Consider the following 24049-nt stretch of genomic DNA (forward strand, 5'->3'; position numbering starts at 1 on the left):
CACATTTTTTATGCATTTCCTCAACTTTTTTTTGAAAAATAGGTGTTTTTATCCTATGCATAGTTCACAAAAGGGACTAATTTCCCTTGTATTCAATAAATCCTTCGCCTAAAACCTCTCGCACATCGCCTACAATTACAAAGGCATTACGGTCTATTTTTGTAACTAATTCCTTTAAAGATACAATTTGCTTCTTAGATACTACACAATATAACATACACTTATCCTCACCGGAATACATGCCTTTGGCTCGCAGTCCGGTAACCCCACGGTCTAATTCCGTCATAATCGTCTGTGCAATCTCTTCGTACTTATCCGTAATAATATAGGCTGCCTTGGAAAACTTCATACCTTCTAACATGGTGTCTGTTACTTTGGACACGATAAAAATTGCAACGATTGCATACAAGGTAGGTTGCAATCCAAATACATAAAATCCCACTAACACAATCACACCATCCAAAATCTGCAATATCTGGGCTATGGAATAATGCTTTAATTTCACCTGTATCAATGCCGCCACCATATCCGTTCCACCGGTAGTTGCATTTGCCATAAAAATAATTCCCAGACCGATACCGGTAATTACTCCACCGAAAATAGATGCTAAAATGTAATCACCATTTACCAAATCCACTTCCGGTATAATGTAAAGCCATGCTGATAATAAACCAGTGGCAATGGCTGTTCTGCCTACATATTTTTTCCCTTTCATCCACCAACCGATTAGGAAAATCGGAATGTTTAATACCAGGTTACTAAACCACAACGGAATACCACCATGGATAACTCCGGCTGTCAAATTCTTCAGAACAATCGCTGCTCCCGTAAATCCTCCGGTAACCAGACTAATGGGATCGTAGATACACTTAATGGCAACTCCCATGATTCCTGTTCCAATAATAATCTTAAGATATGCTTCTATCAAGCCTTTTTTGTTACTTACAATACTGTCCATTTCAAATTCCTCATTCATCCTTATTATATCGTGACAGCATACTATGAAGCATTCCCTTGTGTACTAGTTTCTTTGCAAATTCTGCCACTTCTGATACCCCTCGCTTGCGTGCATAATTCACCCCAAGTCCATACCAAATCTTCGCATTGAATTTTCCCACATTATCTTTTAGAAAATATTCTTGCTGTGGCGTTGGTAATACAGAAAAAATTACATCTGTTTCTGCAATATTAATTTCATTGATAATATTGTCAAAATCACCGGTACATTCTTCAAGCGCATACGAGCCACTTACTTTTAGTTTTGGATATTTTTCTGCTAAAAATTCCTGTAATTTTTCAATTTGTTCACTGGTATTACCTAACAGGTACACGGTTTTATTGTTTCGTACAATACGTTTCATAAATTCTCTGGCAAATTCATTGTCTGCTGTTTCACGCATTCGTTGTGCAGACATAACACCTGCCGCCTTCAATATTTCCTTTTCACTGATAATTGCTAAATCCAATTGTTCAATGCATTCTTTCAGCACTTCATCGTTTTGAGCCTTCACCAGCATCTCCATGGAAATATTTTCAATTGTATTCATTGTATCATTGGTCAGATACACCTCTACTTGAAGCATGGCTTCTCGTACGGTATAGTTGTCCAGATTCATACCAAGAATCTCGATTTTCTTTATCATATAACACCTATCTTTTCTCGATTTTATTATCCGTACACAAATTCACTTTAGAAGTATACCAAATAGCCGAAAATTTTTCAACCATGGCTTTTGCAGATAATTTCTCACAATAGACTGACATTTTCGGACATATACTTGTTTTTTTTGTCTTTTCAAATGTCAACTGTTTTTCTGCTTTTTTTATTTTTTTATCAACTTTATCATAACTTCACAAAACGAATGTTCCTTTTTTTACTATGTAAACCACTTTTTTTTCCGTTTTTAATGTGGATAATGTGTATAACTTCGTGTATAACTCACTTTTTTCGATTTTTTCGCCTCTTTTCATGTGGATAACTTTTTCCACTTTTTTATACTTTTTTCCACATTTCTTGACAACTCAAAAACGCTTTGTGCAGTTTTCATCCGTCAAGTAATTTTTTCCTTTTTCTTACAAAGTGCATAAAAGACTTTTTTCTTGCAAATATATAAACTGTGTAACAATTCTGACAATATATTGGCATTTTTCTGCTTGCTCCTAGAACTATTTTCCTATGAAATAAATTTCCTATTACAGCACTTTTTTTCCTGCCAGGTGTGCTTCCTTAGTGGAGCGTTTTTCATGTAATAGGACGCGATTTCCTATTACATGAAAAAAGATGCTCTCTTCTATGGTACTCCATAAAAAAGAACATCTTTGTTGTCTATATTTACGTTTATTTAATTCCTAGAAAATTCTTCTAACAGTAATAATGCTTCTGTAATAAGCGTTTGTATACTTGATACCAGTTGCTTCTGTACTTGCATTTACAATTGTACCACCGCCAACATAGATACCAACATGTCCACTATAACATACGATATCTCCCGGCTGCATAGCATCCTGACTTACTTCATATCCAACACTTCTCATTCCGCTAGAGGAATGTGGTAAACCAATACCAAACTGTGCATATACGCTCATTACAAATCCAGAACAGTCAGCTCCGTTTGTTAAACTTGTACCACCATATACATATGGATTACCAATAAACTGACATGCATAATCTGCTACTGCCTGTCCATTTCCGCCACTTGGTGGATTGTAGCTACGGCTGCTTCCGGAGTTAGAAGAACTGCTGTTTGACTTCTGTGAAGACTTCTCAGAAGCTTTTCTTGCAGCTTCTTCTGCTGCCTTTCTCTCTTCTTCTTCTTTCTTCAGTCTTGCTTCTTCTTCTTCCTTAGATTCTGCTGTCGTATAATGAGTGCTTGTCTCTACAAATTCATTTGCTACCCAACCGTCTCCTTCTTCGATAGAAACCTTAGTCCATCCATCAATTTCATCAACAACGGTAAGTTCTTCTCCATCTGGTACCTGTCCTAAAATTCCGGAATCCGTGCTGGCATCCACTCTAACATTCAATGTCTGAGTATTTACCTTGGCAACTCTTGTTCCAACTGCTTTAGCTAAATCTGCATTACCTACAACAAGGAACTCTGCTTTGATGTATCCTTCTACATTACCGGAGTGAATCTGATACCAATCACCCTCTGTTGCCAAAACGGTTGCTGCAGAATTATTATATAATTTACCTACTACCTCGCCATCTTCACTTGGAGTAGAACGAACATTTACATAATTATCAACTTGTGCAACTGCAATATCATCATATTCAGATTTTACAACAGGAGTTTCATTCTGAACTACCTGAATCGCTGTATCAACTGTTGTCTTCTGTGTCAAAGACTGTGCAAGTTCCTGTGAAATACCTGCATTGGCTGAAGCACTTGTACTATCATTTGATGTTTCTGAAGCTAATGCAGTAGAAACTAAGTTTCCTGCACCTGCTGCCGGTGCTGCATTAACAGCAAAAGAACTACTAGATAATACTACGGTAGCTGTTAAACAACATGCTGCTGTTCTGATTCTGTTTCTATTCATGTTACCCTCCAAAATAATTCATTTTATGCTATGTACCTTTTTCGTACATTTATTACAAATTTATTACAAAGACCATTATAGCAAAGTGGCATGTTTATGTCAACTTATTTTTTACAAAGTTGTTACAAATTGTTACTACATCGTCAACAAATATCTTTCTACGGATGTAACTGCATTGGCTCCGTCTGCCGCTGCTGTAATTACCTGTCGAAGCTGCTTTGTACGAACATCCCCTGCTGCAAAGATTCCCGGTTCACTGGTTACCGTATCTTCTAATGCCTTTACATAACCTTGTTCATCTACTGCAACAACTTCCTTTACCGCATCATTGTTTGGCTGGATTCCCACTGCAATAAAGATACCCTGCACTTCTAATGTTGTATCTGTTTCTTCTATATTATTGTGTAACAGAATTTTTTCTACTTTATTCTCTCCTTGAATCTCTTTTACCTCACTATTCCAGAGAACTGTAATATTTTCTGTTTTTTGCACCTGTTCTTGTAAAACCTTGGCACCTCTGAATTCATCCCTTCTGTGAATAAGATAAATCTTCTCACAACCTCTTGCCAAGAACAATGCATCTTCTAACGCCACATCGCCTCCGCCAACTACTGCCACAGTTTTTCCTTTGAAAAACGCTCCATCACAGGTGGCGCAATAAGAAACTCCCGCACCTACCAGTTCTTCTTCTCCCTGCACTCCCAGTTTTCTGTGAGTTGCTCCTGTTGCAACAATTACACTTTTCGTTTGAAATGTTTCCTTTTCTGTTACGACTTCTTTTAAATTTCCCGCTGCCTGAACTTTTTGCACCTGTGCAGTATGGAATGTTACGCCCAGGGTGTCTGCATGTTCCCGAAACTTCATGCCAAGTTCAAATCCACCGATTCCCTGCAATCCAGGATAATTATCCACTTCATAGGTATCTAATATCTGTCCGCCACTTAATGGCTTTTCCTCGATTACCAGCGTATTCAAACGTGCTCTTTGTGCATAAATAGCTGCGCTCAGTCCTGCCGGACCACTTCCTAAAATAATAACATCGTAAATCATATGTTTCCTCCTGTCATTTATTTCCATTCTTTTTTTTATTTCTTTTATATTGCTTTTACGCCGTTTTCGTGCCATACTGTAAATACAGAAATCTAACAGAAAGGTGGCGGTTCCTATGGATATTGCTTCTTTATCAACTGCCTTAAGCACAACTCAACTTCAAAATGATGTTGGTGTTCTCATGCTTGGCAAACAGTTAGACACTGTAGAGGTTATGGGAGACTCCATGATAAAAATGATGGAACAGTCTGTAAACCCACATCTCGGTGCAAATATTGACATTTCCATTTAAGCATAATTAAATGGAAGGAAAGGTACATTTGTGTTTTTACAAATGTACCTTTTTCTGTTAAAAAACTAACACCATAATTGCTATGGTAATTGCTATCGCCAATATTAATGGAATCGTAATCAATTTTTCTGTAGATTGTTTTCGGAAAATCGTTTTTATATGCTCTCTACGTCCATTCATTTTACAAATCTGAAGATAAATTGCAATGGCACCTGCTGTTGTTCCGATGGCAATAATAAACCAAATGAGTATTCCAAACAGTAACATGATTACTGTATCATTTCCATAATCTAAAAAATTACCTACCTGTGACATGTCTCCTGTCTTATCAAAGGCACCGGTTCTTTTTCCTATTAACCAACTCAAAAACACTCCGGTAAAATTTAACGTAAAGTGTGCCAGCATAGAACTAAACATGCTTCCTGTTCCTTCAACTAAAAATGCCATATAAATTCCCATGACAAATGTATAGGCAAATTGATTTACATTCATATGCATGCATCCAAATAGCAGGGCACTTAATAAAATTGCCGAAAATACTCTTTTTCTTCGATAAGTCTGAAACAGCACCCCGCGAAACACAAATTCTTCTACACATGCCGGCACTAATGCTACTAATACTGTAGAAACTATCAACGGGAACTGTGACATTTCCGACTGCATAGATGCTGTTCCTGATTTTGTAAATAATAATGTTATCATATTTAACACAATCATTAATGGATACATTAAATAAGTAGAAACAACTACTAATACTGCTGTAGAAAGACTAATTTTCCTATATGGAAACAACTCTTTTATCGATATTTTTCTAATGATACAATACAACACAGCAGGGACTACAACAATCAACTGACTTACAATAATTCCCGCATATGTTGGCAATTCAAATGGTATAACTTTTGCAAATAGCAAACTTGCTATAACATATAATGCTACAATCACTAAATACAAGCGATTCGCTCCCTTATTATCTGTCATATTCCCTCCTATTTCTTTCTGATGCAATGTTCTTTAATTTCTATCTTACGTTCCTTATATAAGTGACCGACTGCACGTTTAAATGCATTTTTACTCATTTTGGTTTCACGCATAATCACTTCCGGAGATGCCTTATCCGTAAATGGCAGCACTCCTGCATACTGTTCTAACAGCTTTAAGACCTGTTGTGCATCTTCTTCCATTTGAATATATGCTTTGTCACGCATGGTAAGTGTTAATTTACCATCTGGTTTTACCTCTACAATTTTGGCTTCTATCACTTCGCCAATTCTAAGGTTGCTGTGATCTTCATGTCTTGGAATCAATGCAGAATATTTATCATCCACTGCCACGAATGCTCCAAAATTATTACTAAACTCATAGACTCTTCCATGAATTGTTTCTCCTGCTTCATAAGGAGAATCTGTGGAAAGCAGTTCATACAATCCACGCATGCTTGCGCAAAGACGTTTGCTCTTATCAATATAGAGGCGAACTAATACTTCGTCTCCCTCATGTACTTTTGCAGTCTGCTCTTTATATGGAAGAAACAGATCTTTTTCCAAACCCCAATCCAAAAATGCTCCTATCTTTTGCACAGACACCACTCTAAGGGGCGTGTATTCTCCCATTTTCAACTTCGGTTCTGCTGTAGTAGCAATGATACGGTCCTTTGAGTCTTTATAGATAAATACCTCTATCTCGTCTCCTTCTTTTGTCTGTTCCGGCACACGTTTTCCCGGAAGCAGAACTCTTTCCTCTGCACCGGCATCTTCTGCCAAATACACACCAAATTCTACTCTTTTTACTACTGTTAATTTCTGTTTTTCTCCTAATCGGATCATTCACTGACCTCCAATTCTATGATTGCATATGGATTGCCTTCTCCATCTGCCAAATTTACAACTGTTACTTTTTCCTGTTCTTTCACATAAGGATATATGGTATCTCCATAAATTGCTGCTTTTCTATATTCTGCGCGCATTTTCCATACCTGCTTTTCTTCCTGCAAATATTCTTGTGCCATTCCAACATAACGTCCGTTATTTACATGCTGATTGGTATCAATATGATACTTGTGCACCGGAAAAGCTTCCTTTGCCTGCATTCCTTCCGGCAGCTGAATCTTTCTGGATTCACACTTCATAGGCAGTTGTGGTTCTAACTTATATGCTTCAATAAGCTCCGGCGTTAATCTGGTCGGACGACCTTTCTTAAGGTCTAATAATGTCCAGATAGAATTTGCATATGCCAGCATTTCTCCCTCCGGCGTTTCCATGGTAAAATTACGGAATCCGAAAAATCCCTTAAAATCATATGGCCATGTACTTATTTTAACATTTTCGCCATACATAGGATACCTTTTTATTTCAATCTGCCAGGAAGATAATACCCATGCCAATCCTTGTTCCATTAAATAATTTATTCCCACCCCAATATCATCAGAATGAAAACAACTGCAATCCTGAAAATAATCCAAAATTGAATTCAAGGTAATTCTGCCTTCCTTGTCCACTTCACTATATCGTATTCTGCTTTCAAAACTATACACGTTCTTTTCATTCCTTTCCTAATGAGAGCATTTTTATTCAATAGACCGCACTTTCCTATTACATAAAAAAACCATCACATGCTGTGATGGTTTCTAGCTGGCCCACAAGGATTCGAACCTTGAAATGACGGAGTCAGAGTCCGTTGCCTTACCGTTTGGCGATGGGCCAATGTTTTTCAACATGTTGTATTATACATGAGATATTTTTAAAATGCAAGCCTTTTTTTCAAATTTTTTAAAAAATTTTTATTTTTCCTTCAATTGATGCAAATTCAACTTGTTCGCCCCACTGATACACAGCATTTCCATTGGTTCCTTCTGTTACTGCTTCTTGTAATTTTTCCTTTTTCCCACCTGGTACAATTAACTTTACCACTACTTTATCCGTATATTCGGTATCTATTACAGGAACTTCCTCTTGAGCAAGAATGTATTGTACTTTTCCAATGCCATTATAATCTGTATGGATTTCCAAACTCTGTCCCTGCATTCTTTCTATAATAATGCTGTTTTTTAATCCCTCCTGTACTGACTTTTGATAAGCCCGTACCAATCCGCCGGTTCCAAGAAGCGTTCCGCCAAAATAACGTGTCACCACTACCGCAATATTGTGAATATCCTCGCGCAATAAAACTTCCAGCATAGGTCTGCCTGCTGTTCCGTTTGGTTCACCGTCATCACTGCACCTTTGCAGTTCCTGATTTTTTCCGGCAACAAATGCATAACAATTGTGTCTGGCATCCCAATACTGCTTTTTCATCTTAGCGATAAACGCTAATGCTTCTTCTTCGTTCTCTATTTTTGCAACTGTTGCAATAAATCGTGATTTCTTTTCGACAATTTCTCCTACGCCGCCTTCATATAAGGTCTTGTAAGGCTTGTTTTTCATCTTTGTTTCTCCGTATTTCTTCTTTTATTTGCTTTTTAGTGTACCATATTATCTATTTTGACGCAATTCTCTTCTGGGAATCTTAAGGATTTTTTGCTTTATTTCGTAAGTCTTTTTTGCTATAATAGTGAAGATATATAAAGGAGGCTTACTATGAATTATGGAAAAAAAGGTGCTTCCCGGAAGGACAAGCGTATTACGTCCACCGGAACCTTGATACGCAAGAAATTCACCGTAATATTCTGTAAAGCATTACTTGTTTGCTTTTTAGCAGCGATTGTAATCGGTGGTTGTGCAGGTGTGGGCATTCTAAAGGGCATTATTGATGATGCTCCCGACATTAATGATATCGACCCAACGCCAACCGGATACCTCTCTGTTGTATTGGATGATCAGGGAAATCAAACCGCAACCCTTGTTGCTTCTGGTTCTAACCGTGTATACGTTACACTGGATGAAATCCCTATAGATCTTCAACACGCTTTCGTTGCTATCGAAGATGAACGTTTCTATGAACACAATGGTATTGATATTAAGGGAATTATCCGTGCCGGTTTTACCGGATTGACCACTGGACATTTTTCCCAAGGTGCAAGTACAATTACGCAACAGCTTTTGAAAAACAATGTATTTGATGGCTGGACAAACGAATCCTGGTCTGAAAAAGTTGAGCGTAAAATTCAGGAACAGTACCTGGCTGTACAGCTTTCAAAAGTAAAATCCAAAAAATGGGTACTGGAAAACTATTTAAATTCCATCAACCTCGGACAAAATACTTTAGGTGTACAAGCTGCCGCTCGCCGTTACTTTGACAAGGACGTTTCTGAACTTACTCTTTCTGAATCCGCTGTAATTGCCGGAATTACCAAAAGCCCATCTGCTTATAATCCGGTAAGTCATCCGGAAAAAAATGCGGAACGTCGTAAACTTGTTCTTAAAAATATGAAAGAACAGGGATATATTTCCGACAAAGAATACGAAGAAGCACTTGCTGACGATGTTTATTCCCGTATTCAGCAGGTAAATGTAGAATATGTAGATACGAATCCGAACTCCTACTTTGTAGATGCCCTAATTGATCAGGTGGTTCAGGATTTGGTAGAGAAAAAGGGATATACCGATACTCAGGCATACAAAGCAATTTATAACAGTGGACTTACCATTGAATCCACACAAAACATGGCTATGCAGCAAATATGCGATGAAGAGGCAAATAACCCGGATAATTACTCCGGCGATATTGAATATTCCTTTTCTTATCGTTTAACTGTAAATAAAGCCGATGGAACAACGAAAAATTACAGCGAGCAGACAATGCTCTCTTATTATCAGAGTTCCGATTCTAACTATAATATTAACTTTTCTTCTCAGGAAGAAGCACAAGCCGCTATTGATGCCTACAAGGCAGAGATTATGGAGGACGGCGATACCATTCCGGAAGGTGGCGAATCTGTTATCTTTACCCTTCAGCCACAGACCGCTATGACCGTTATGGATCAGTCTACCGGCGAAGTAAAGGCAATTGTTGGTGGTCGTGGTGATAAGACCGGAAGCCGTACCTTGAATCGAGCTACAGATACCACCAGACAGCCCGGTTCTACTTTCAAAGTATTGGCAGCCTATGCACCTGCACTGGATACTGCCGGCATGACCCTTGCCACTGTACAGGATGATGCACCATTTACTTATTCTAATGGCACATCTTTACGAAATTATGACAATAGTTATCGTGGTTTTACCACTTTGCGTTATGCCATTACCAAGTCTATCAACGTAGTAACCGTAAAGACACTTACGGATATTTCTCCACAGGTAGGATATGATTATCTGGAAAACTTTGGATTTACTACTTTGGATCAAAAAGATATTGTACAATCTCTGGCACTTGGTGGTATTACCAACGGTGTAACAAACTTAGAATTAACCGCAGCATATGCTACCATTGCAGATGGCGGTACTTATACACGCCCTAGATTCTATACACGAATCTTAGATCACGAAGGCAATGTATTAATTGATAACACTGCGGAAACTCATACCGTATTAAAAGACACAACTGCCTTCTTATTAACAGATGCTATGAAGGATGTTGTTACCGTAGGAACCGGTTCAAGAGCTGCTTTTTCCGGACAGGCAATTGCCGGTAAAACAGGTACTACAACAAAAAACAGAGATGCTTTGTTTGCCGGTTTCACACCTTATTATACTTGTGTTGTATGGTGTGGTTACGACGACAACAGCCCGCAAAGTAAATCCGGTCAGACAAATTCTCCGAAAAACCTTTGGCGAAGCGTCATGAGCCGTATTCACGAAGGATTGGAATACAAAGACTTTACACAGCCTGATGGTATCGTAACTGCTACCGTTTGTAAAAAATCCGGTAAACTGGCAGTAGAAGGTCTTTGTGATTGCGATCCAAGAGGAAGTATGGTAGAAACCGAATACTTTGCCGCCGGCACCGAACCTACAGAGGTATGTGATCACCATATCAGCGCAACCATCTGTACTGCTTCCGGTATGTTGGCAAGTGAGTTCTGCCCGGCGGAAACTCGCCAAACCAGTGTATATATTATTGGAGGTTCCCCAAATACAGAAGACGGTCCATATTTACTGTCCGATACACAAAACCAATGTACTGTGCACACTGCTGCTTCTGTAATTCCACAGCTTCCGTCTATAGAGGCACCAAGTACAAAGACGGATGACACAGGAAACAACGATAACAAAAATAATACGGATACAACAAAAACGCCTACCGATAATACCGGCAATGATAACACCGGTAATGGTTCTGATGGTTCTTTAGATAATTCACCGATTAATACCGGTCAAAACTAAAAAAACCGCAGGAAAGAACTGATATAGATTCTTTCCTGCGGTTTTCTCATAGTTTTGTCTTTTTTCGTTCTTCGGTTCTTAATTGTAATTGGCATACAATCCTGTCTGGTGTTATCTCAATATTGCATTGTTCTGTGAATGCTTCCACAATACAGGAAACTACCTTTACTCCGTCTTGCACTACACGGTTTTCTTGATATTCTTTTATTTTTTCTTCCGGTACCTTTGCCTTTATCCGTATAATCGGGCGAAATGGTAATTCAAAGTCCATATCAACGGTAACAGTGTAGTTCGGGGATATCATTGCAATCTGTGTTAATAATATCCATAATATGAAGTGAAGTTGTTCATAAAATCCGGTTTTGGGATTTACCGGTCTTTGGTTTATATTAACAATAACCTGCTGTCCCATATCGTCTGTCTCAAATTCCTCTTGAATACATCCACATACCTTTTCCATATTGTCACAAGCTGCATAATCCAGCTCTAAATAGTAATCCAAGATTTTCTGTTCAAAGACATTAAATAATTTCTTTTGTTCCTCATTAAGGGGAATCTGAAAATTCTCTACACTCCAAGGCAATAACCTTCTCATAAACTGCCCCATCTGTTTCCATTCATATTCCCCTGTTGCCGTCGCTTCTTGTGTCTCTATATCTTCTATGGACTTCTGTTTCAGTTCAAGAACCTTCTGTTCTTCCTGCTCTGCCTGCCGCAGATCATAATAGGCAAATCCATCTTGAATCGCATGATAAAAGTCTCCACGATAGTTTACCGGCTTCAAAAAAATACGAAATACATCTCTCTCATTTACCAGTACACGCAACTGTGCCAATTTTATCGTTGTAGTATAAACAATACATGCTGTATAAGGGGAGTACCCATTCAAGTATGCAAGTAATTTCATTCCGTCATAAGTAGACAGGTTCATTCCCGTGATTACAACTTTATAATTCTTTTTTCGTAACAGTATCGCAGCTTCTAAACCGCTATCTGCTGTATCAATCTCAAAATCATAATCCTGCATTGCATTTAAGAATTCTTGTATTTCCATGTGATTACGATTAATAAATAATACATTATCTTTCATAGACTTACCCCCATAATGCATATCTTTCTTTTATCTTATAATGTTTCCTTTAAAATTGCAAGTAATTCCCCTTTTTTATACCATAGGAAATCATATATACCTTCATACTTTAATGTACTACGGTATTTCCTACAATAATACATCCTATAAATAGAAAGAAAGCCCGGAAATCCTTCCGGGCCCTCCCTCTGTTGATGTATATACTAACTAAGGGGATTAGATAATACCTATTCCACATCCAGCAAAGCCTGCATATCTTCTTCGCCGGTACGAACTTTAACAACTTTCGCAACATCGTATACGAATATTTTTCCATCACCGATATGACCGGTATAGAGTGTCTTTTTCGCTGTTTCAATTACTTTATCTACTGGTATATTACCTACGATAACTTCAACTTTAACCTTTGGCAACAAGGTTGCATCCATTTCAACACCACGATATTTCTCACCAGCACCTCTCTGGATTCCACAACCCATAACCTGCGTTACTGTCATACCTGTTACACCTAAGTCATTCATTGCCTTTCTCAGCTTATCATAGCGTGATAATTTCGCAATAATAACAACCTTATACATACCTGTTACATCCTTTGGAACTGCGGAAACTACTTTTACAGCTGCATCCTTCTGAGCATTAGATGCATCTTCGTAGCTTTCTGTTCCAAGATTTGTATTTTCATTTACATCCATGGTCATAGTGTTGGAAACATCCATGATACTAAATCCGGAGTATGCTGATGCAATACCATGTTCCATTGCATCCAAACCAACGATTTCTTCTTCTTCACTGACACGCAAACCAATTGTTGCCTTAATAATTAAGAATGCGATTGTGATAGTTATTGCTGTCCAAGATGCTACGGTTACAAATCCTAACAACTGAATTCCTAACTGATGAAATCCTCCACCATAAAATAATCCTTTTACACTATCATTTCCCGGAGCAGAAGTAGTTGCAAACAAACCAACTGCAATTGTTCCCCAGATACCATTCATCATATGAACAGCTACGGCACCTACCGGGTCATCTACATGTAATTTATAATCTAACAGCCATACACCAAATACTACCAATAAACCTGCTACGGCACCAATGATAAGTGCTCCTACACAATCTGTCACATCACAAGGTGCTGTAATTGCTACCAAACCTGCCAAAGAAGCATTCAAGCACATAGAAACATCCGGTTTTCCATATTTAATCCATGTAAATACCATACATACTACTGTTGCAGTTGCCGGAGCTACTGTTGTTGTAAGGAATACAGATCCTAACTGTGGGATACTGGTACAAGCAGCACCATTGAATCCATACCATCCAAACCAAAGAATGAAACATCCTAAACATCCAAGAGGTAAATTGTGTCCCGGAAATGCATTTACTTTTGTAACTTTTCCGGATTTATCTCTGTTAAATTTACCAATACGAGGTCCGAGAATCTTAGCACCAATCAGTGCAGAAATACCACCTACCATGTGAATTGCACAAGAACCTGCAAAATCATGGAAGCCTAACTGAGATAACCAGCCTCCGCCCCAAATCCAATGTGCTTCAATTGGATAAATCAGTGCGGAAATAACACCGGAATAAATACAGTAAGACAAAAATTTGGTTCTTTCTGCCATAGCACCGGATACGATGGTTGCTGTAGTTGCACAGAATACTAAGTTAAATACAAAATTTGAAAAATCAAAATCTGCATATGCTGTAAAAATATCAAATCCCGGTTTTCCAATAAATCCTACTAAATCCTCACCCAGCAAAAGTGAAAAACCAATTAAAATGAACACTACGGTACCAATACAAAAGTCCATTAAGTTTTTCATTAAAATATTTCCTGTATTTTTTGCTCTGGTAAATCCTGCCTCTACCATTGCAAATCCTGCCTGCATCCAGAATACCAGTGCAGCACCTATCAAAAACCATATACCAAAGGTATGTTCACTTACCAAGCTTACAATTGCATCTTCTGTCATAATAATTCCTCCTCTTTTTCTATTTTTCAATAGATTTTTTTATAAAAAAAACGATACTTTTCCCGTTATCCACAGCTTTGTGGCTCGAAAAAAGCATCGTATTTTTATTTTCTTTTGTTCACAATTTATTCATGATACATTCAAAAATCTTTCACCTTGCGAACACGGAAACTTCATTTCTTCTCCATATAATAAAATCATAGTAAATGATAATTCCCAGTAATTAAAAATTACTATTTGAATAAACTTTTTCATAATAATGCCAGGTGACTTCGGTTACCTGGCATCCTCCCTTTTCAGGGAGGTTACCAGTCTTATTCTTATACTTCGAAGATTAAATCTCCATAAGATGGCATTGGCCACATTTCCTTATCAACAATCATTTCAAGTTTGTCAACAGGCTCTCTTAATGCATCCATTGCTGTCTTTACCTCATCTCTGTAGAATACTGCCTGATTTTTTCCTTCTTCCATAGCTCCGCCCTTTTCAGTAACATCTACTAATTTTGCAAGAGCAGTCTTTACATCTGTTAATAAATCAGATGTTTCATTTAATAATTCAACCTGAGTACTTACGTCAGCATCGCAAGCTGCCTTTACTGCATTTACGGATGTTGCAAGTGCAGTTGTGTATTTGATAACTGCCGGAATAATCTGTTTTCCTACAATATCAATCATAGATTTAGCTTCGATATTGATTGTCTTTGCATATGTTTCATATTCGATTTCAACACGAGACTCTAACTCTGTCTTTGTAAATACATGGAATTTTTCAAATGCAGCAACATTTTCTTCTGCAATATATGCCGGAATTGCATCAACCATGGATTTGATGTTTGGTAATCCACGTCTTTCGGCTTCTGCAACCCATTCATCAGAGTATCCGTTACCGTTGAATACGATTCTCTGATGTTCTGTAGCATATTCTTTAATCAAATCATGTACAGCTAAATCGAAATCATCTGCTTTTTCAAGTACGTCGCAAGCTTCTGAAAATGCTTCTGCAACGATTGTATTTAATACGATGTTTGGCTGTGCAATAGAATCTTTAGAACCTACCATACGGAATTCAAATTTGTTTCCGGTAAACGCAAATGGTGATGTTCTGTTTCTATCGGTAGCATCTTTCATAAAGTCTGGTAAAGTCTTAACACCAGTTTCTAACTTCTTACCTGTTAAGCTGTGTGTAGCTTCTCCAGTACTGATTAACTGAGATAATACATCCTCCAACTGTTCTCCTAAGTATACAGAAAGGATTGCCGGTGGTGCCTCGTTAGCTCCTAATCTGTGGTCATTTCCTACGTCTGCTGCGGATGCACGAAGTAAGGAAGCATGTTTATCTACTGCTTTTAAGATACAGGTTAATACTAATAAGAACTGAATATTCTCATGTGGTGTTTTACCTGGCTCTAATAAGTTGATTCCGTCATCTGTTGTAATTGACCAGTTGTTATGTTTACCGGAACCGTTTACACCTGCAAATGGTTTTTCATGAAGCAAGCACTGAAGTCCGTGACGTCCAGCTACCTTCTTTAAAGTTTCCATTACTAACTGGTTGTGGTCTACTGCTACGTTTGCTTCTGCATAAATAGGTGCTAATTCGTGCTGTGCCGGTGCAACTTCGTTATGCTGTGTCTTAGCACTTACGCCAAGTTTCCATAACTCTTCGTTTACATCCTTCATGTATGCTGCAATACGTTCACGAATTGCTCCAAAGTAATGATCGTCCATTTCCTGTCCTTTTGGTGGCATTGCTCCGAATAAGGTACGACCTGTAAAGATTAAATCTTTTCTTTGTAAGTATTTTTCTCTGTCTACAATAAAGTATTCCTGTTCTGGTCCAACAGATGGAGTTACTTTCTTAGATGTTGTATTTCCAAATAATCTTAATAAACGTAAGGACTGCTCGTTGATTGCTTCCATAGAACGAAGTAATGGTGTTTTCTGGTCAAGAGCTTCTCCTGTATAGGAACAGAAAGCGGTTGGAATACAAAGTGTTGCACCTGCTGCATCCTGTCTTACGAATGCTGGAGAAGTACAATCCCATGCTGTATATCCTCTAGCTTCAAAAGTTGCTCTTAATCCTCCGGATGGGAAAGAAGATGCATCTGGCTCTCCTTTGATTAACTCTTTTCCGGAGAAGCTCATCAATACCTTTCCATTTGGCATTGGAGCTGTAATAAAGGAATCATGTTTCTCTGCTGTTACACCAGTTAATGGCTGGAACCAGTGAGTATAATGAGTAGCACCCTTTTCAATTGCCCATTCTTTCATTTCATGTGCAACTACATCTGCTGTTTCAAGATCTAATTCTTTTCCTTCTTCAATTACTTCCTTTAATTTTTTGTAAGTCTTTTTCGGTAAACGCTCCTGCATTACGGAATCGTTAAATACATTTTCACCGAAAATCTCTGCAACGTTAATCAATTCACTCATTTCTCTACATCCTTTCTCTCTCTCATTCTTAAACACACAAACGCAATCCCCTAAGTCATAATAAGTAATTATTTCGTGTTATGTAAACTTATTAAAAAAGGGCATTCCAATCCTATTGGAACACCCTTGTTCTACACGTTTGTTTTATGTCTGCTATTAAGATACTCTACTTTTTAGAAAAAATCAATAGTATCTTTAGAAAAATTTTATTTTTCTCAATTCAGACAAAAATACTTAATTTTTGCTTCTTTTTTTGTTTAAATTACCAAAGTAGTATTTTCTCTACCTAAAAAGTAGCAATTATTCTGCTTTTCCTACAGAACCGAATAATTCCATCTTTTCTTTTACAGTTGCTTTGATAGCTTCTGCACCTGGAGCTAATAACTTACGAGGGTCAAATCCTTTTCCTTCTAAGTCTTTTCCAGCTTCGATGTACTTACGAGTTGCTTCCTGGAATGCTAACTGGCATTCTGTATTAACGTTAATCTTAGATACACCAAGAGAAATTGCTTTCTTAATCATATCAGCAGGGATTCCTGTACCACCGTGAAGAACTAATGGCATAATACCTGTTTTCTGCTGAACTGCATCTAATGTTTCAAAGCTTAATCCTGCCCAGTTTGCTGGATATTTACCATGGATATTTCCGATACCTGCTGCTAACATATCCACACCAAGGTCTGCAATTGCTTTACACTCGTTTGGATCTGCACACTCACCTGCACCGATAACACCGTCTTCTTCTCCACCGATAGAACCAACTTCTGCTTCGATAGACATTCCCATACCATGAGCAACTGCTACTAATTCGCGTGTTTTTTCGATGTTTTCTTCGATTGGGTAATGAGAACCATCAAACATAATAGAAGTAAATCCTGCTTTGATACACTTATAGCATCCTTCATAAGTACCATGATCTAAATGTAATGCAACCGGAACTGTAATTCCAAGTTCTTCATCCATTGCTTTTACCATTGCTGCAACAGTCTTAAATCCTGTCATGTATTTTCCAGCACCTTCAGATACACCTAAAATAACTGGGGAGTTTAATTCCTGTGCTGTAAGTAAGATAGACTTTGTCCACTCCAAGTTGTTGATATTGAACTGACCTACTGCATAATGGCCGGCTTTTGCTTTCTTTAACATTTCTGTTGCTGATACTAACATTTTCTGTTCCTCCATTAATTTTATTATTTGAAACCACTCTGCGGATTCTCCGCTTTATGTTTATAGTGTACTCTATTTTTGTAAAAAAAGAAAGAGGTGACACTACAAAATCTCATCCATAAGTTTGTTAAAATTTAGACAATTTGTCCAATACCTTGCTCTTTTTGCTGTTTTGGGAGAAACTTTGCATCGGATTTTACCATAATTTCCACTGCTTTCTCCTCGTTTTCAATCACAAGCTCCGTATGACTTCCACCATATTCTCCATCCAGTGTCCATGGGGTTTCCTCTTGGGAAATAAACTTAATTTTATCTGTTTTGAAAGAGTATATGTATTCTGTACTTTGTCTCATATTGGTAAGACAGGTGATAATCTCATTTAATTCCAGCGGATTTTTCGGCATACGTATCAATGTCACTTCAAATACACCATCATCCAACTTTACATCTTTTCCTGTAATATTCTTAAATCCTCCGGCAGAAGTAGAATTGCTTACCATTCCATAAATAAAATCGTCCTCAATTACTTTATCTTCATATTCTACACGCATATGATAGGACTTTATGGTATGTAAGCGTTTTAATCCTTCGATAATGTATGCTGCATGACCGATACGATTTTTCAGTTCCTGACTGGTTCCATAAGAAACATCTGTAAAAATACCAAAGGCAGCTATGTATACAAAATAATCACCGTTAAACCTTCCTATATCGCAGGAAAATGGCACACCTTCTACTGCCACTTCTGCTGCTTTTTCCATTCTTTTTGGTATTTTCAGTGAACCTGCAAAATCATTGGTGCTTCCTGCCGGTATGTATCCGATAGGCACTCTTTCTTCTCTTCGCATCATTCCGGTTACGGTTTCATCTAGAGTACCGTCTCCGCCGCTGCACACTACCAAATCATATTTTCCTGCTGTCTTTTCTACCAGATGCATTGCATCCTGTGGACATTGTGTGGTATGAACAGTAACACGATACCCGTTTTTCACAAAAATATCCACGATTTCTAATAATTTGTTTTTAATCTGTCCTTTTCCTGAATATGGATTCAGTACAAATAAAAGCTTTTTTCTCTTTTTCATCCCAACCCTCAAGCTCCTTTTATCCCTTTGCTTTTCCTCTCATCTCTTCTGCAATTTCACATATCTTGCGTAAGCGATGATTTACTCCGGATTTTCCTACTGTCGGCTCTAGAAATGTCCCAAGCTCTTTTAGTGCTGCCTCCGGATACTTTAATCTTACTTCTGCAATTTCTTGCAGATTTGCCGGTAGACTTTCCAGTCCCACCGTTTCTTGAATATAATTAATATCTTCAATCTGCTTTACCGCAGCATTTACGGTCTTATTAATATTGGCAGTTTCACAATTTACCTGCCGATTTACGGAATTGCGCATCTCTTTTAAAATGCGCACATTCTCCAAGTTCATCAATGCCACATGTGCTTCCATGATATTGAGCATATCAACTATCTGGGCACCTTCTTTTACATATACCACATAATTTTTCTTTCGCGGTACAATCTTTGCATCTATATCAAAACTGTTAATGATTTCCATTAACTGTGTTGCTTTCTTTTCTGTAGCACATACAATTTCAAAATGATAAGACTTCTCCGGATCACTCATGGAACCGGCACTTAAAAATGCCCCACGAATAAATGCCCTCCGGCAACAACTATTCTGCACCAGCAGTCCATGTACCAATTCATCACTTCGGATATCCTGCCCTTGTTCATCCTGCCACTTGACTGCCTGAAGTACCCTGCCAGACTCTTTTGGATTTAGCAGGGAAATCACATAAATCCGGCTTTTGTGAAGGTATCCGCCTTGACGGACTGCAATTTTTACTTCTGCATGAAATGTTTTCTTTATCAGCATAAAATATTTTCTTGCCAAAGATATGTTTTCTGTATACACACGCAGTACAGAATCTTCTTCTACTCTACCCTCAAAGGCTAAAATTGCAGCTATCTCTGCGATTTGACAATGTCTGCTTTTTTGAAACTGACGGGACAATTCTTCTTTTACTTCTCCCGAAAAAGACATAATCAACTCCTCCTCAAAGCATCCTTTTGAATATCTCTGTGTTCTATTTTAATTCCAAATTCTTTTTCATTTTCTAATCTATGATACAACGCATTTGCCAGTGTAACGGAACGATGTTTTCCTCCGGTACAGCCGATACTGATGACTAACTGTGTTTTTCCTTCTGCAATGTAATTTGGAATCAAAAAACGCAACATATCCTCTAATTTGTCCAGGAATTCGTTGGCTTCTTTGTATTTCATCACAAATTCCTGAATCTCTTTATCATTTCCTGTTTTTGCCCGAAGCCCCTCTACATAATAAGGATTTGGCAAAAAACGCACATCAAACACTAAATCGGAATCCGTTGGTATTCCATACTTAAAGCCAAAGGAAACGATTGTAATAAATAAGTTGCGATAACTTTGATTCTGCACAAAAATCTTTTCCAGTTCTGTCTTCAATTCCCTTGTGAGCATATTGCTGGTATCTAATATATAATCTGCCTGCTTTTTCAAAAATTCCATACGCACACGTTCTTCTGCAATACCACGGTCTACACGTTCTCCGCCTGACAAAGGATGTGTTCTTCGCGTCTCTTTATAACGTTTTACCAGCACCTCGTCTGTGGAATCCAGATAAAGAATCTGAAATTGTTTTCCATTGTTACGCAGATTTTCCAGCACACCTTGAAGTCCCTCTAAATGTTGTCCGCTTCGGATATCAATTCCAACCGCAACTTTTTGTGTTTCTGACCCCGGCATATCTGCCAGCTCTGCAAATTTTTCAATTAATGCAATCGGAAGATTGTCAACGCAAAAATATCCCATATCTTCCAGCATCTTTAAAGCAGTACTTTTTCCAGCTCCGGACATTCCTGTTAAAATTACAAACTTCATTGCATTTCCTCCTCTAAAACTCACCGACGTACTTTACCTCTGTTTCCAGTTTTACGCCAAATTGCTGTTCTACCTTCTGCTGTACCTCTTTTATTAAACAATCAATATCTGCGGCTGTGGCATGGTCTTTGTTGATTACAAAACCACAGTGCTTTTCTGATACCTGTGCTCCGCCTACCTGAAAGCCGCGAAGTCCTGCATCCTGAATTAGTTTTCCTGCAAAATATCCTTCCGGACGTTTGAAGGTACTTCCGGCACTGGGATATTCTAACGGCTGTTTTGAAACACGTTGCTGCTTTAACTCTTCCATTCTGGCTTCTATTTTTTCTTTTTCTTCAAAAAACAACTGTAATTCTGCGTTCAGTACAATGTATTCCTTTTCCGGAATACAACTGTGTCGGTAGCCTAACTCAAGTTCCTCTAAGGACAGCTTTTTTTGCTCTCCCTCTTGGGTAAGTACAGTAACGGAAGTAATGATATCTTTCATTTCTCCGCCATAAGCACCTGCATTCATCACAACTGCACCACCGATTGTTCCGGGAATTCCGGAAGCAAATTCCATTCCGGAAAGTCCCTCTCTGGCAGCCTGTCTTGCCACCGCAGACAGCATTGCTCCTGCCTCTGCTATGACCTTATTTTCTTCTATGCGAACCGCACTTGCCGGCTTACCAAGTTCAATCACTACTCCGCGAATTCCCTTGTCGCCCACCAGTAAATTGCTTCCGTTTCCAATTACCATAAAAGGCTGCTGATATTGCTTACACAATTTTAATACTTCCGGTAACTGGTGAATGGATGGCTTGATATAACAGTCAGCATTACCTCCCACACGGAAGGTAATGTGACTGCTCATTGGTTCTGCTATTTTATATTGTTCTTTTTCCAATATCTTTTGTAACGCTTCTAAAAATGTTGGATTCACTTTATGCCTCTTTCAAAAATGCTGTATAACCACGTTTTGCTTCATAAATATCTACTTTACTAATAATTTCCCACGGTGCATGCATGTTCAATACTGCTACTCCACTGTCAATGACGGACATGTTATAGTTTGCCAGAATGTATGCGATTGTTCCGCCGCCACCCTGATCTACTTTTCCAAGTTCTGATGTCTGGAATGCCACATTATTTTCATCCATGATTTTTCGTAATTCTGCCATGTATTCCGGATTTGCATCGTTAGAACCGCCTTTTCCTCTGGAACCGGTATATTTGTTGAATACCAATCCTTTTCCGAAATAAGCTGCATTCTTTTTCTCCATTACAGATGCATATAATGGGTCATATGCTGCACTTACGTCAGAAGAAAGTACCTTTGAGTTTGTCATGGCACGATTAAATGCGATTTGGCTGTATCCGCCCATTGCTTCCATAATTTCTGCCACAGCGTAAGTAAAGAACTTAGACTGCATACCGGTAGCTCCTACGCTTCCGATTTCTTCCTTGTCTACTAAAAGGCACACGCTTGTTTTTTCACAGGTTCCTGCCTCTACAGTTGCTACAAAGGATGGGTATGCACAAACTCTGTCGTCGTGTCCGTATCCCATAATCATACTACGGTCAAATCCGTAATCTCTTGCTTTTCCTGCCGGTACTACTTCGATTTCTGCTGACAGGAAATCATCTTCTTCTATATTATATTGCTCTTTTAAGATATTTAATACATTTGCCTTTACTGCATCTTTGCTCTTTTCTTTGTCTTTTTCATTTAAGAACGGAATGCTTCCCACTAATACGTCAAGCTGTTCCCCTTCTATTACTTTGGCAGCCTTTTTCTCCATCTGCTCTCCTGCAAGATGAATCAACAAATCGCTGATACCAAATACCGGATCATCTTCCTTTTCACCGATGCTTACATTGATAACTGTTCCATCTTTTTTTACTACTACACCGTGTAATGCTAATGGAAGTGTTACCCACTGATATTTCTTTACTCCACCATAATAGTGGGTATCTAATAATGCCATATCAGTATCTTCATATAATGGATTTTGTTTTAAATCTAGTCTTGGGGAGTCAATATGTGCTCCTAAAATGTTCATTCCCTTTTCTAATGGCTGTTTTCCAATCACAAACAATGCCAGGGTCTTTCCCATATTTTGTGCATATACTTTATCTCCGGTTTTTAATGTCTTTCCTGCTGCAATTACATCATCCAGATTTTCAAATCCCGCCTGCTGTGCCTGCGCAATTAATTCTCTTACGCATTCTCTTTCTGTTTTGCAATCAGATATAAATTTTCTGTATCCTTCCGCAAAAGTAAATACTTCTTCTCTTTTTCCTTCCGGATACTTTTCCCATGCATTTTTTCTTTCCATTTTTTAGTTCCTCTCTTCTGTCTATATCTTATTCTTCATTCTCGTCATCGTCACTGTTTTTTTGCAGATTTGCCTGAACACGGCGATATAATTCCTGTGCGGCATTATATCCCATCTTCTTTTGTCTGTGATTAACTGCGGCAGATTCACAAATAACCGCAAGATTTCTTCCCGGACGAATCGGCAGAGAATGACATACAACTTTATTACCTAAAAATTCTGTATATTCTTCCTCTAATCCCAGACGGTCATATTCATTTTCTTTTTTCCAGTCTTCCAGCTTGATTACCAAGTCAATGTTTTGTTTTTCCTTTACACACTCTACACCAAACAAGGTCTTTACATCAATAATTCCGATTCCTCGTAACTCAATAAAGTAACGGGTAATATCCGGTGCAGTTCCCACTAAGGTATGCTCATTAATTTTACGAATTTCTACTACATCATCACTTACCAGACGATGTCCTCTTTTTATTAATTCCAGTGCAGCTTCACTCTTTCCGATTCCGCTTTCTCCTGTAATCAAAAGACCTTCGCCGTATACGTCTACCAATACACCGTGGATGGAAATACAAGGTGCAAGTTCTTCCTTTAAGTAATAAATCAGCTCTGCTACAAAGGAAGAAGTTGCGTAATCCGTAGACAACACCGGTGTGTTATTCTCTGTGGCAATTCGCAATAAGTCCTCATCCGGCTGTAAGTTTCGGGAAAATATAACACAAGGAATGTCATAGGAGAAAAACTTTTTATATATATCGAGTTTTTCATTTTCTTCTAATTTTTGCAGGTAAGTGTATTCTACCATACCGATAATTTCTACTCTATCTTTTTCAAAATGTTCAAAATATCCGGTAAGCTGTAATGCCGGACGGTTTACATCTGCAACTGTAACATATCTTGACTTTACATCTACCTCTGGATTTAAAACCTTTAATTTCATTTTATCAATGATTTTTTTTATACTTACACCTGTCATACTTTTTCTCCT

Annotated in this window: 20 protein-coding genes and 1 tRNA gene; 2 read left to right on the forward strand and 19 right to left on the reverse strand. The window is 38.2% G+C overall.

What is annotated here, in order from left to right; all coding sequences use genetic code 11:
- Positions 1-76: 76 nt before the first annotated feature.
- The 4 genes from KQI83_RS15990 to trxB form a co-directional block, all read right to left on the reverse strand.
- Positions 77-958, reverse strand: a complete 882-nt coding sequence (locus tag KQI83_RS15990) for a YitT family protein (protein ID WP_216560099.1) — start codon at positions 956-958, stop codon at positions 77-79.
- Between the two features lie 10 nt (positions 959-968).
- Positions 969-1643, reverse strand: coding sequence for a WecB/TagA/CpsF family glycosyltransferase (locus KQI83_RS15995; protein WP_216560101.1), 675 nt, complete (start codon positions 1641-1643; stop codon positions 969-971).
- Positions 1644-2349: 706 nt separating this feature from the next.
- A complete protein-coding gene (locus tag KQI83_RS16000; RefSeq protein ID WP_216560103.1) occupies positions 2350-3543 on the reverse strand; it encodes a C40 family peptidase in 1194 nt (397 codons plus the stop codon).
- A gap of 135 nt (positions 3544-3678) precedes the next feature.
- Positions 3679-4593: a thioredoxin-disulfide reductase gene (gene trxB / locus KQI83_RS16005; protein WP_216560105.1), complete on the reverse strand. Its 915-nt coding sequence runs from the start codon at positions 4591-4593 to the stop codon at positions 3679-3681.
- A 115-nt stretch (positions 4594-4708) separates the two neighbouring features.
- On the opposite strand from trxB, the gene KQI83_RS16010 reads away from it, so the two are divergent.
- A complete protein-coding gene (locus KQI83_RS16010; protein ID WP_216560107.1) occupies positions 4709-4885 on the forward strand; it encodes a YjfB family protein in 177 nt (58 codons plus the stop codon).
- A 57-nt stretch (positions 4886-4942) separates the two neighbouring features.
- Here KQI83_RS16010 and KQI83_RS16015 read toward each other — a convergent pair whose 3' ends face one another.
- From KQI83_RS16015 to KQI83_RS16035, 5 genes are all read right to left on the reverse strand, one after another.
- Positions 4943-5866: a CPBP family intramembrane glutamic endopeptidase gene (locus KQI83_RS16015; RefSeq protein ID WP_216560109.1), complete on the reverse strand. Its 924-nt coding sequence runs from the start codon at positions 5864-5866 to the stop codon at positions 4943-4945.
- 8 nt (positions 5867-5874) lie between these two features.
- Positions 5875-6711 (reverse strand): CvfB family protein, encoded by an 837-nt coding sequence (locus KQI83_RS16020; protein ID WP_253295681.1) that lies wholly within the window; start codon positions 6709-6711, stop codon positions 5875-5877.
- Positions 6708-7418, reverse strand: coding sequence for an acyl-[acyl-carrier-protein] thioesterase (locus KQI83_RS16025; RefSeq protein ID WP_216560111.1), 711 nt, complete (start codon positions 7416-7418; stop codon positions 6708-6710). The genes KQI83_RS16020 and KQI83_RS16025 overlap by 4 nt, the downstream gene beginning before the upstream one ends.
- Positions 7419-7515: 97 nt before the next feature.
- Positions 7516-7587: transfer RNA gene (locus KQI83_RS16030), tRNA-Gln, on the reverse strand.
- A gap of 66 nt (positions 7588-7653) precedes the next feature.
- Positions 7654-8307: a YigZ family protein gene (locus KQI83_RS16035; protein WP_216560115.1), complete on the reverse strand. Its 654-nt coding sequence runs from the start codon at positions 8305-8307 to the stop codon at positions 7654-7656.
- Positions 8308-8460: 153 nt separating this feature from the next.
- On the opposite strand from KQI83_RS16035, the gene KQI83_RS16040 reads away from it, so the two are divergent.
- A complete protein-coding gene (locus tag KQI83_RS16040) occupies positions 8461-11145 on the forward strand; it encodes a transglycosylase domain-containing protein (RefSeq protein ID WP_216560118.1) in 2685 nt (894 codons plus the stop codon).
- 46 nt (positions 11146-11191) lie between these two features.
- Here KQI83_RS16040 and KQI83_RS16045 read toward each other — a convergent pair whose 3' ends face one another.
- From KQI83_RS16045 to hprK, 10 genes are all read right to left on the reverse strand, one after another.
- Entirely contained in the window at positions 11192-12235 is a 1044-nt protein-coding gene (locus KQI83_RS16045; RefSeq protein WP_216560121.1) for a response regulator, read from the reverse strand.
- A 227-nt stretch (positions 12236-12462) separates the two neighbouring features.
- The gene (locus tag KQI83_RS16050; RefSeq protein WP_216560123.1) at positions 12463-14214 is read right to left on the reverse strand and encodes an ammonium transporter; all 1752 of its coding nucleotides are present in this window, start codon (positions 14212-14214) and stop codon (positions 12463-12465) included.
- Positions 14215-14534: 320 nt separating this feature from the next.
- Positions 14535-16649: a glutamine synthetase III family protein gene (locus KQI83_RS16055; protein WP_216560125.1), complete on the reverse strand. Its 2115-nt coding sequence runs from the start codon at positions 16647-16649 to the stop codon at positions 14535-14537.
- A 300-nt stretch (positions 16650-16949) separates the two neighbouring features.
- On the reverse strand, positions 16950-17816 hold the full coding sequence (gene fba, locus KQI83_RS16060; RefSeq protein WP_216560127.1) for a class II fructose-1,6-bisphosphate aldolase: 867 nt from the start codon (positions 17814-17816) through the stop codon (positions 16950-16952).
- Between the two features lie 134 nt (positions 17817-17950).
- Entirely contained in the window at positions 17951-18901 is a 951-nt protein-coding gene (locus tag KQI83_RS16065; protein ID WP_216560130.1) for a diacylglycerol/lipid kinase family protein, read from the reverse strand.
- Positions 18902-18920: 19 nt separating this feature from the next.
- The gene (gene whiA / locus KQI83_RS16070; RefSeq protein ID WP_216560133.1) at positions 18921-19865 is read right to left on the reverse strand and encodes a DNA-binding protein WhiA; all 945 of its coding nucleotides are present in this window, start codon (positions 19863-19865) and stop codon (positions 18921-18923) included.
- A 2-nt stretch (positions 19866-19867) separates the two neighbouring features.
- Positions 19868-20743, reverse strand: a complete 876-nt coding sequence (rapZ, locus tag KQI83_RS16075; protein WP_216560135.1) for an RNase adapter RapZ — start codon at positions 20741-20743, stop codon at positions 19868-19870.
- Positions 20744-20756: 13 nt separating this feature from the next.
- Positions 20757-21665 carry a UDP-N-acetylmuramate dehydrogenase gene (gene murB, locus KQI83_RS16080; RefSeq protein WP_216560138.1) on the reverse strand — a complete coding sequence of 303 codons (909 nt, stop codon included), beginning with the start codon at positions 21663-21665 and terminating at the stop codon, positions 20757-20759.
- Position 21666: 1 nt separating this feature from the next.
- The gene (locus KQI83_RS16085; protein WP_216560140.1) at positions 21667-23061 is read right to left on the reverse strand and encodes an aminopeptidase; all 1395 of its coding nucleotides are present in this window, start codon (positions 23059-23061) and stop codon (positions 21667-21669) included.
- Positions 23062-23089: 28 nt separating this feature from the next.
- Positions 23090-24037, reverse strand: coding sequence for an HPr(Ser) kinase/phosphatase (hprK, locus tag KQI83_RS16090; protein WP_216560142.1), 948 nt, complete (start codon positions 24035-24037; stop codon positions 23090-23092).
- Between the last annotated feature and the right edge of the window lie 12 nt (positions 24038-24049).

This window comes from Roseburia sp. MSJ-14 (assembly GCF_018918225.1).
Taxonomy (GTDB): Bacteria; Bacillota; Clostridia; order Lachnospirales; family Lachnospiraceae; genus Petralouisia.

Bases quoted from the DNA above. Each gene is read 5' to 3' on its own strand.
- fba (WP_216560127.1), bottom strand. From the start codon at position 17,816: ATGTTAGTATCAGCAACAGAAATGTTAAAGAAAGCAAAAGCCGGCCAT.
- KQI83_RS16035 (WP_216560115.1), bottom strand. From the start codon at position 8,307: ATGAAAAACAAGCCTTACAAGACCTTATATGAAGGCGGCGTAGGAGAA.
- KQI83_RS16010 (WP_216560107.1), top strand. From the start codon at position 4,709: ATGGATATTGCTTCTTTATCAACTGCCTTAAGCACAACTCAACTTCAA.
- KQI83_RS16020 (WP_253295681.1), bottom strand. From the start codon at position 6,711: ATGATCCGATTAGGAGAAAAACAGAAATTAACAGTAGTAAAAAGAGTA.
- KQI83_RS16015 (WP_216560109.1), bottom strand. From the start codon at position 5,866: ATGACAGATAATAAGGGAGCGAATCGCTTGTATTTAGTGATTGTAGCA.
- rapZ (WP_216560135.1), bottom strand. From the start codon at position 20,743: ATGAAGTTTGTAATTTTAACAGGAATGTCCGGAGCTGGAAAAAGTACT.
- KQI83_RS16040 (WP_216560118.1), top strand. From the start codon at position 8,461: ATGAATTATGGAAAAAAAGGTGCTTCCCGGAAGGACAAGCGTATTACG.
- KQI83_RS16045 (WP_216560121.1), bottom strand. From the start codon at position 12,235: ATGAAAGATAATGTATTATTTATTAATCGTAATCACATGGAAATACAA.
- KQI83_RS15990 (WP_216560099.1), bottom strand. From the start codon at position 958: ATGGACAGTATTGTAAGTAACAAAAAAGGCTTGATAGAAGCATATCTT.
- KQI83_RS15995 (WP_216560101.1), bottom strand. From the start codon at position 1,643: ATGATAAAGAAAATCGAGATTCTTGGTATGAATCTGGACAACTATACC.
- KQI83_RS16065 (WP_216560130.1), bottom strand. From the start codon at position 18,901: ATGAAAAAGAGAAAAAAGCTTTTATTTGTACTGAATCCATATTCAGGA.
- KQI83_RS16050 (WP_216560123.1), bottom strand. From the start codon at position 14,214: ATGACAGAAGATGCAATTGTAAGCTTGGTAAGTGAACATACCTTTGGT.
- whiA (WP_216560133.1), bottom strand. From the start codon at position 19,865: ATGTCTTTTTCGGGAGAAGTAAAAGAAGAATTGTCCCGTCAGTTTCAA.
- KQI83_RS16085 (WP_216560140.1), bottom strand. From the start codon at position 23,061: ATGGAAAGAAAAAATGCATGGGAAAAGTATCCGGAAGGAAAAAGAGAA.
- KQI83_RS16055 (WP_216560125.1), bottom strand. From the start codon at position 16,649: ATGAGTGAATTGATTAACGTTGCAGAGATTTTCGGTGAAAATGTATTT.
- trxB (WP_216560105.1), bottom strand. From the start codon at position 4,593: ATGATTTACGATGTTATTATTTTAGGAAGTGGTCCGGCAGGACTGAGC.
- hprK (WP_216560142.1), bottom strand. From the start codon at position 24,037: ATGACAGGTGTAAGTATAAAAAAAATCATTGATAAAATGAAATTAAAG.
- KQI83_RS16000 (WP_216560103.1), bottom strand. From the start codon at position 3,543: ATGAATAGAAACAGAATCAGAACAGCAGCATGTTGTTTAACAGCTACC.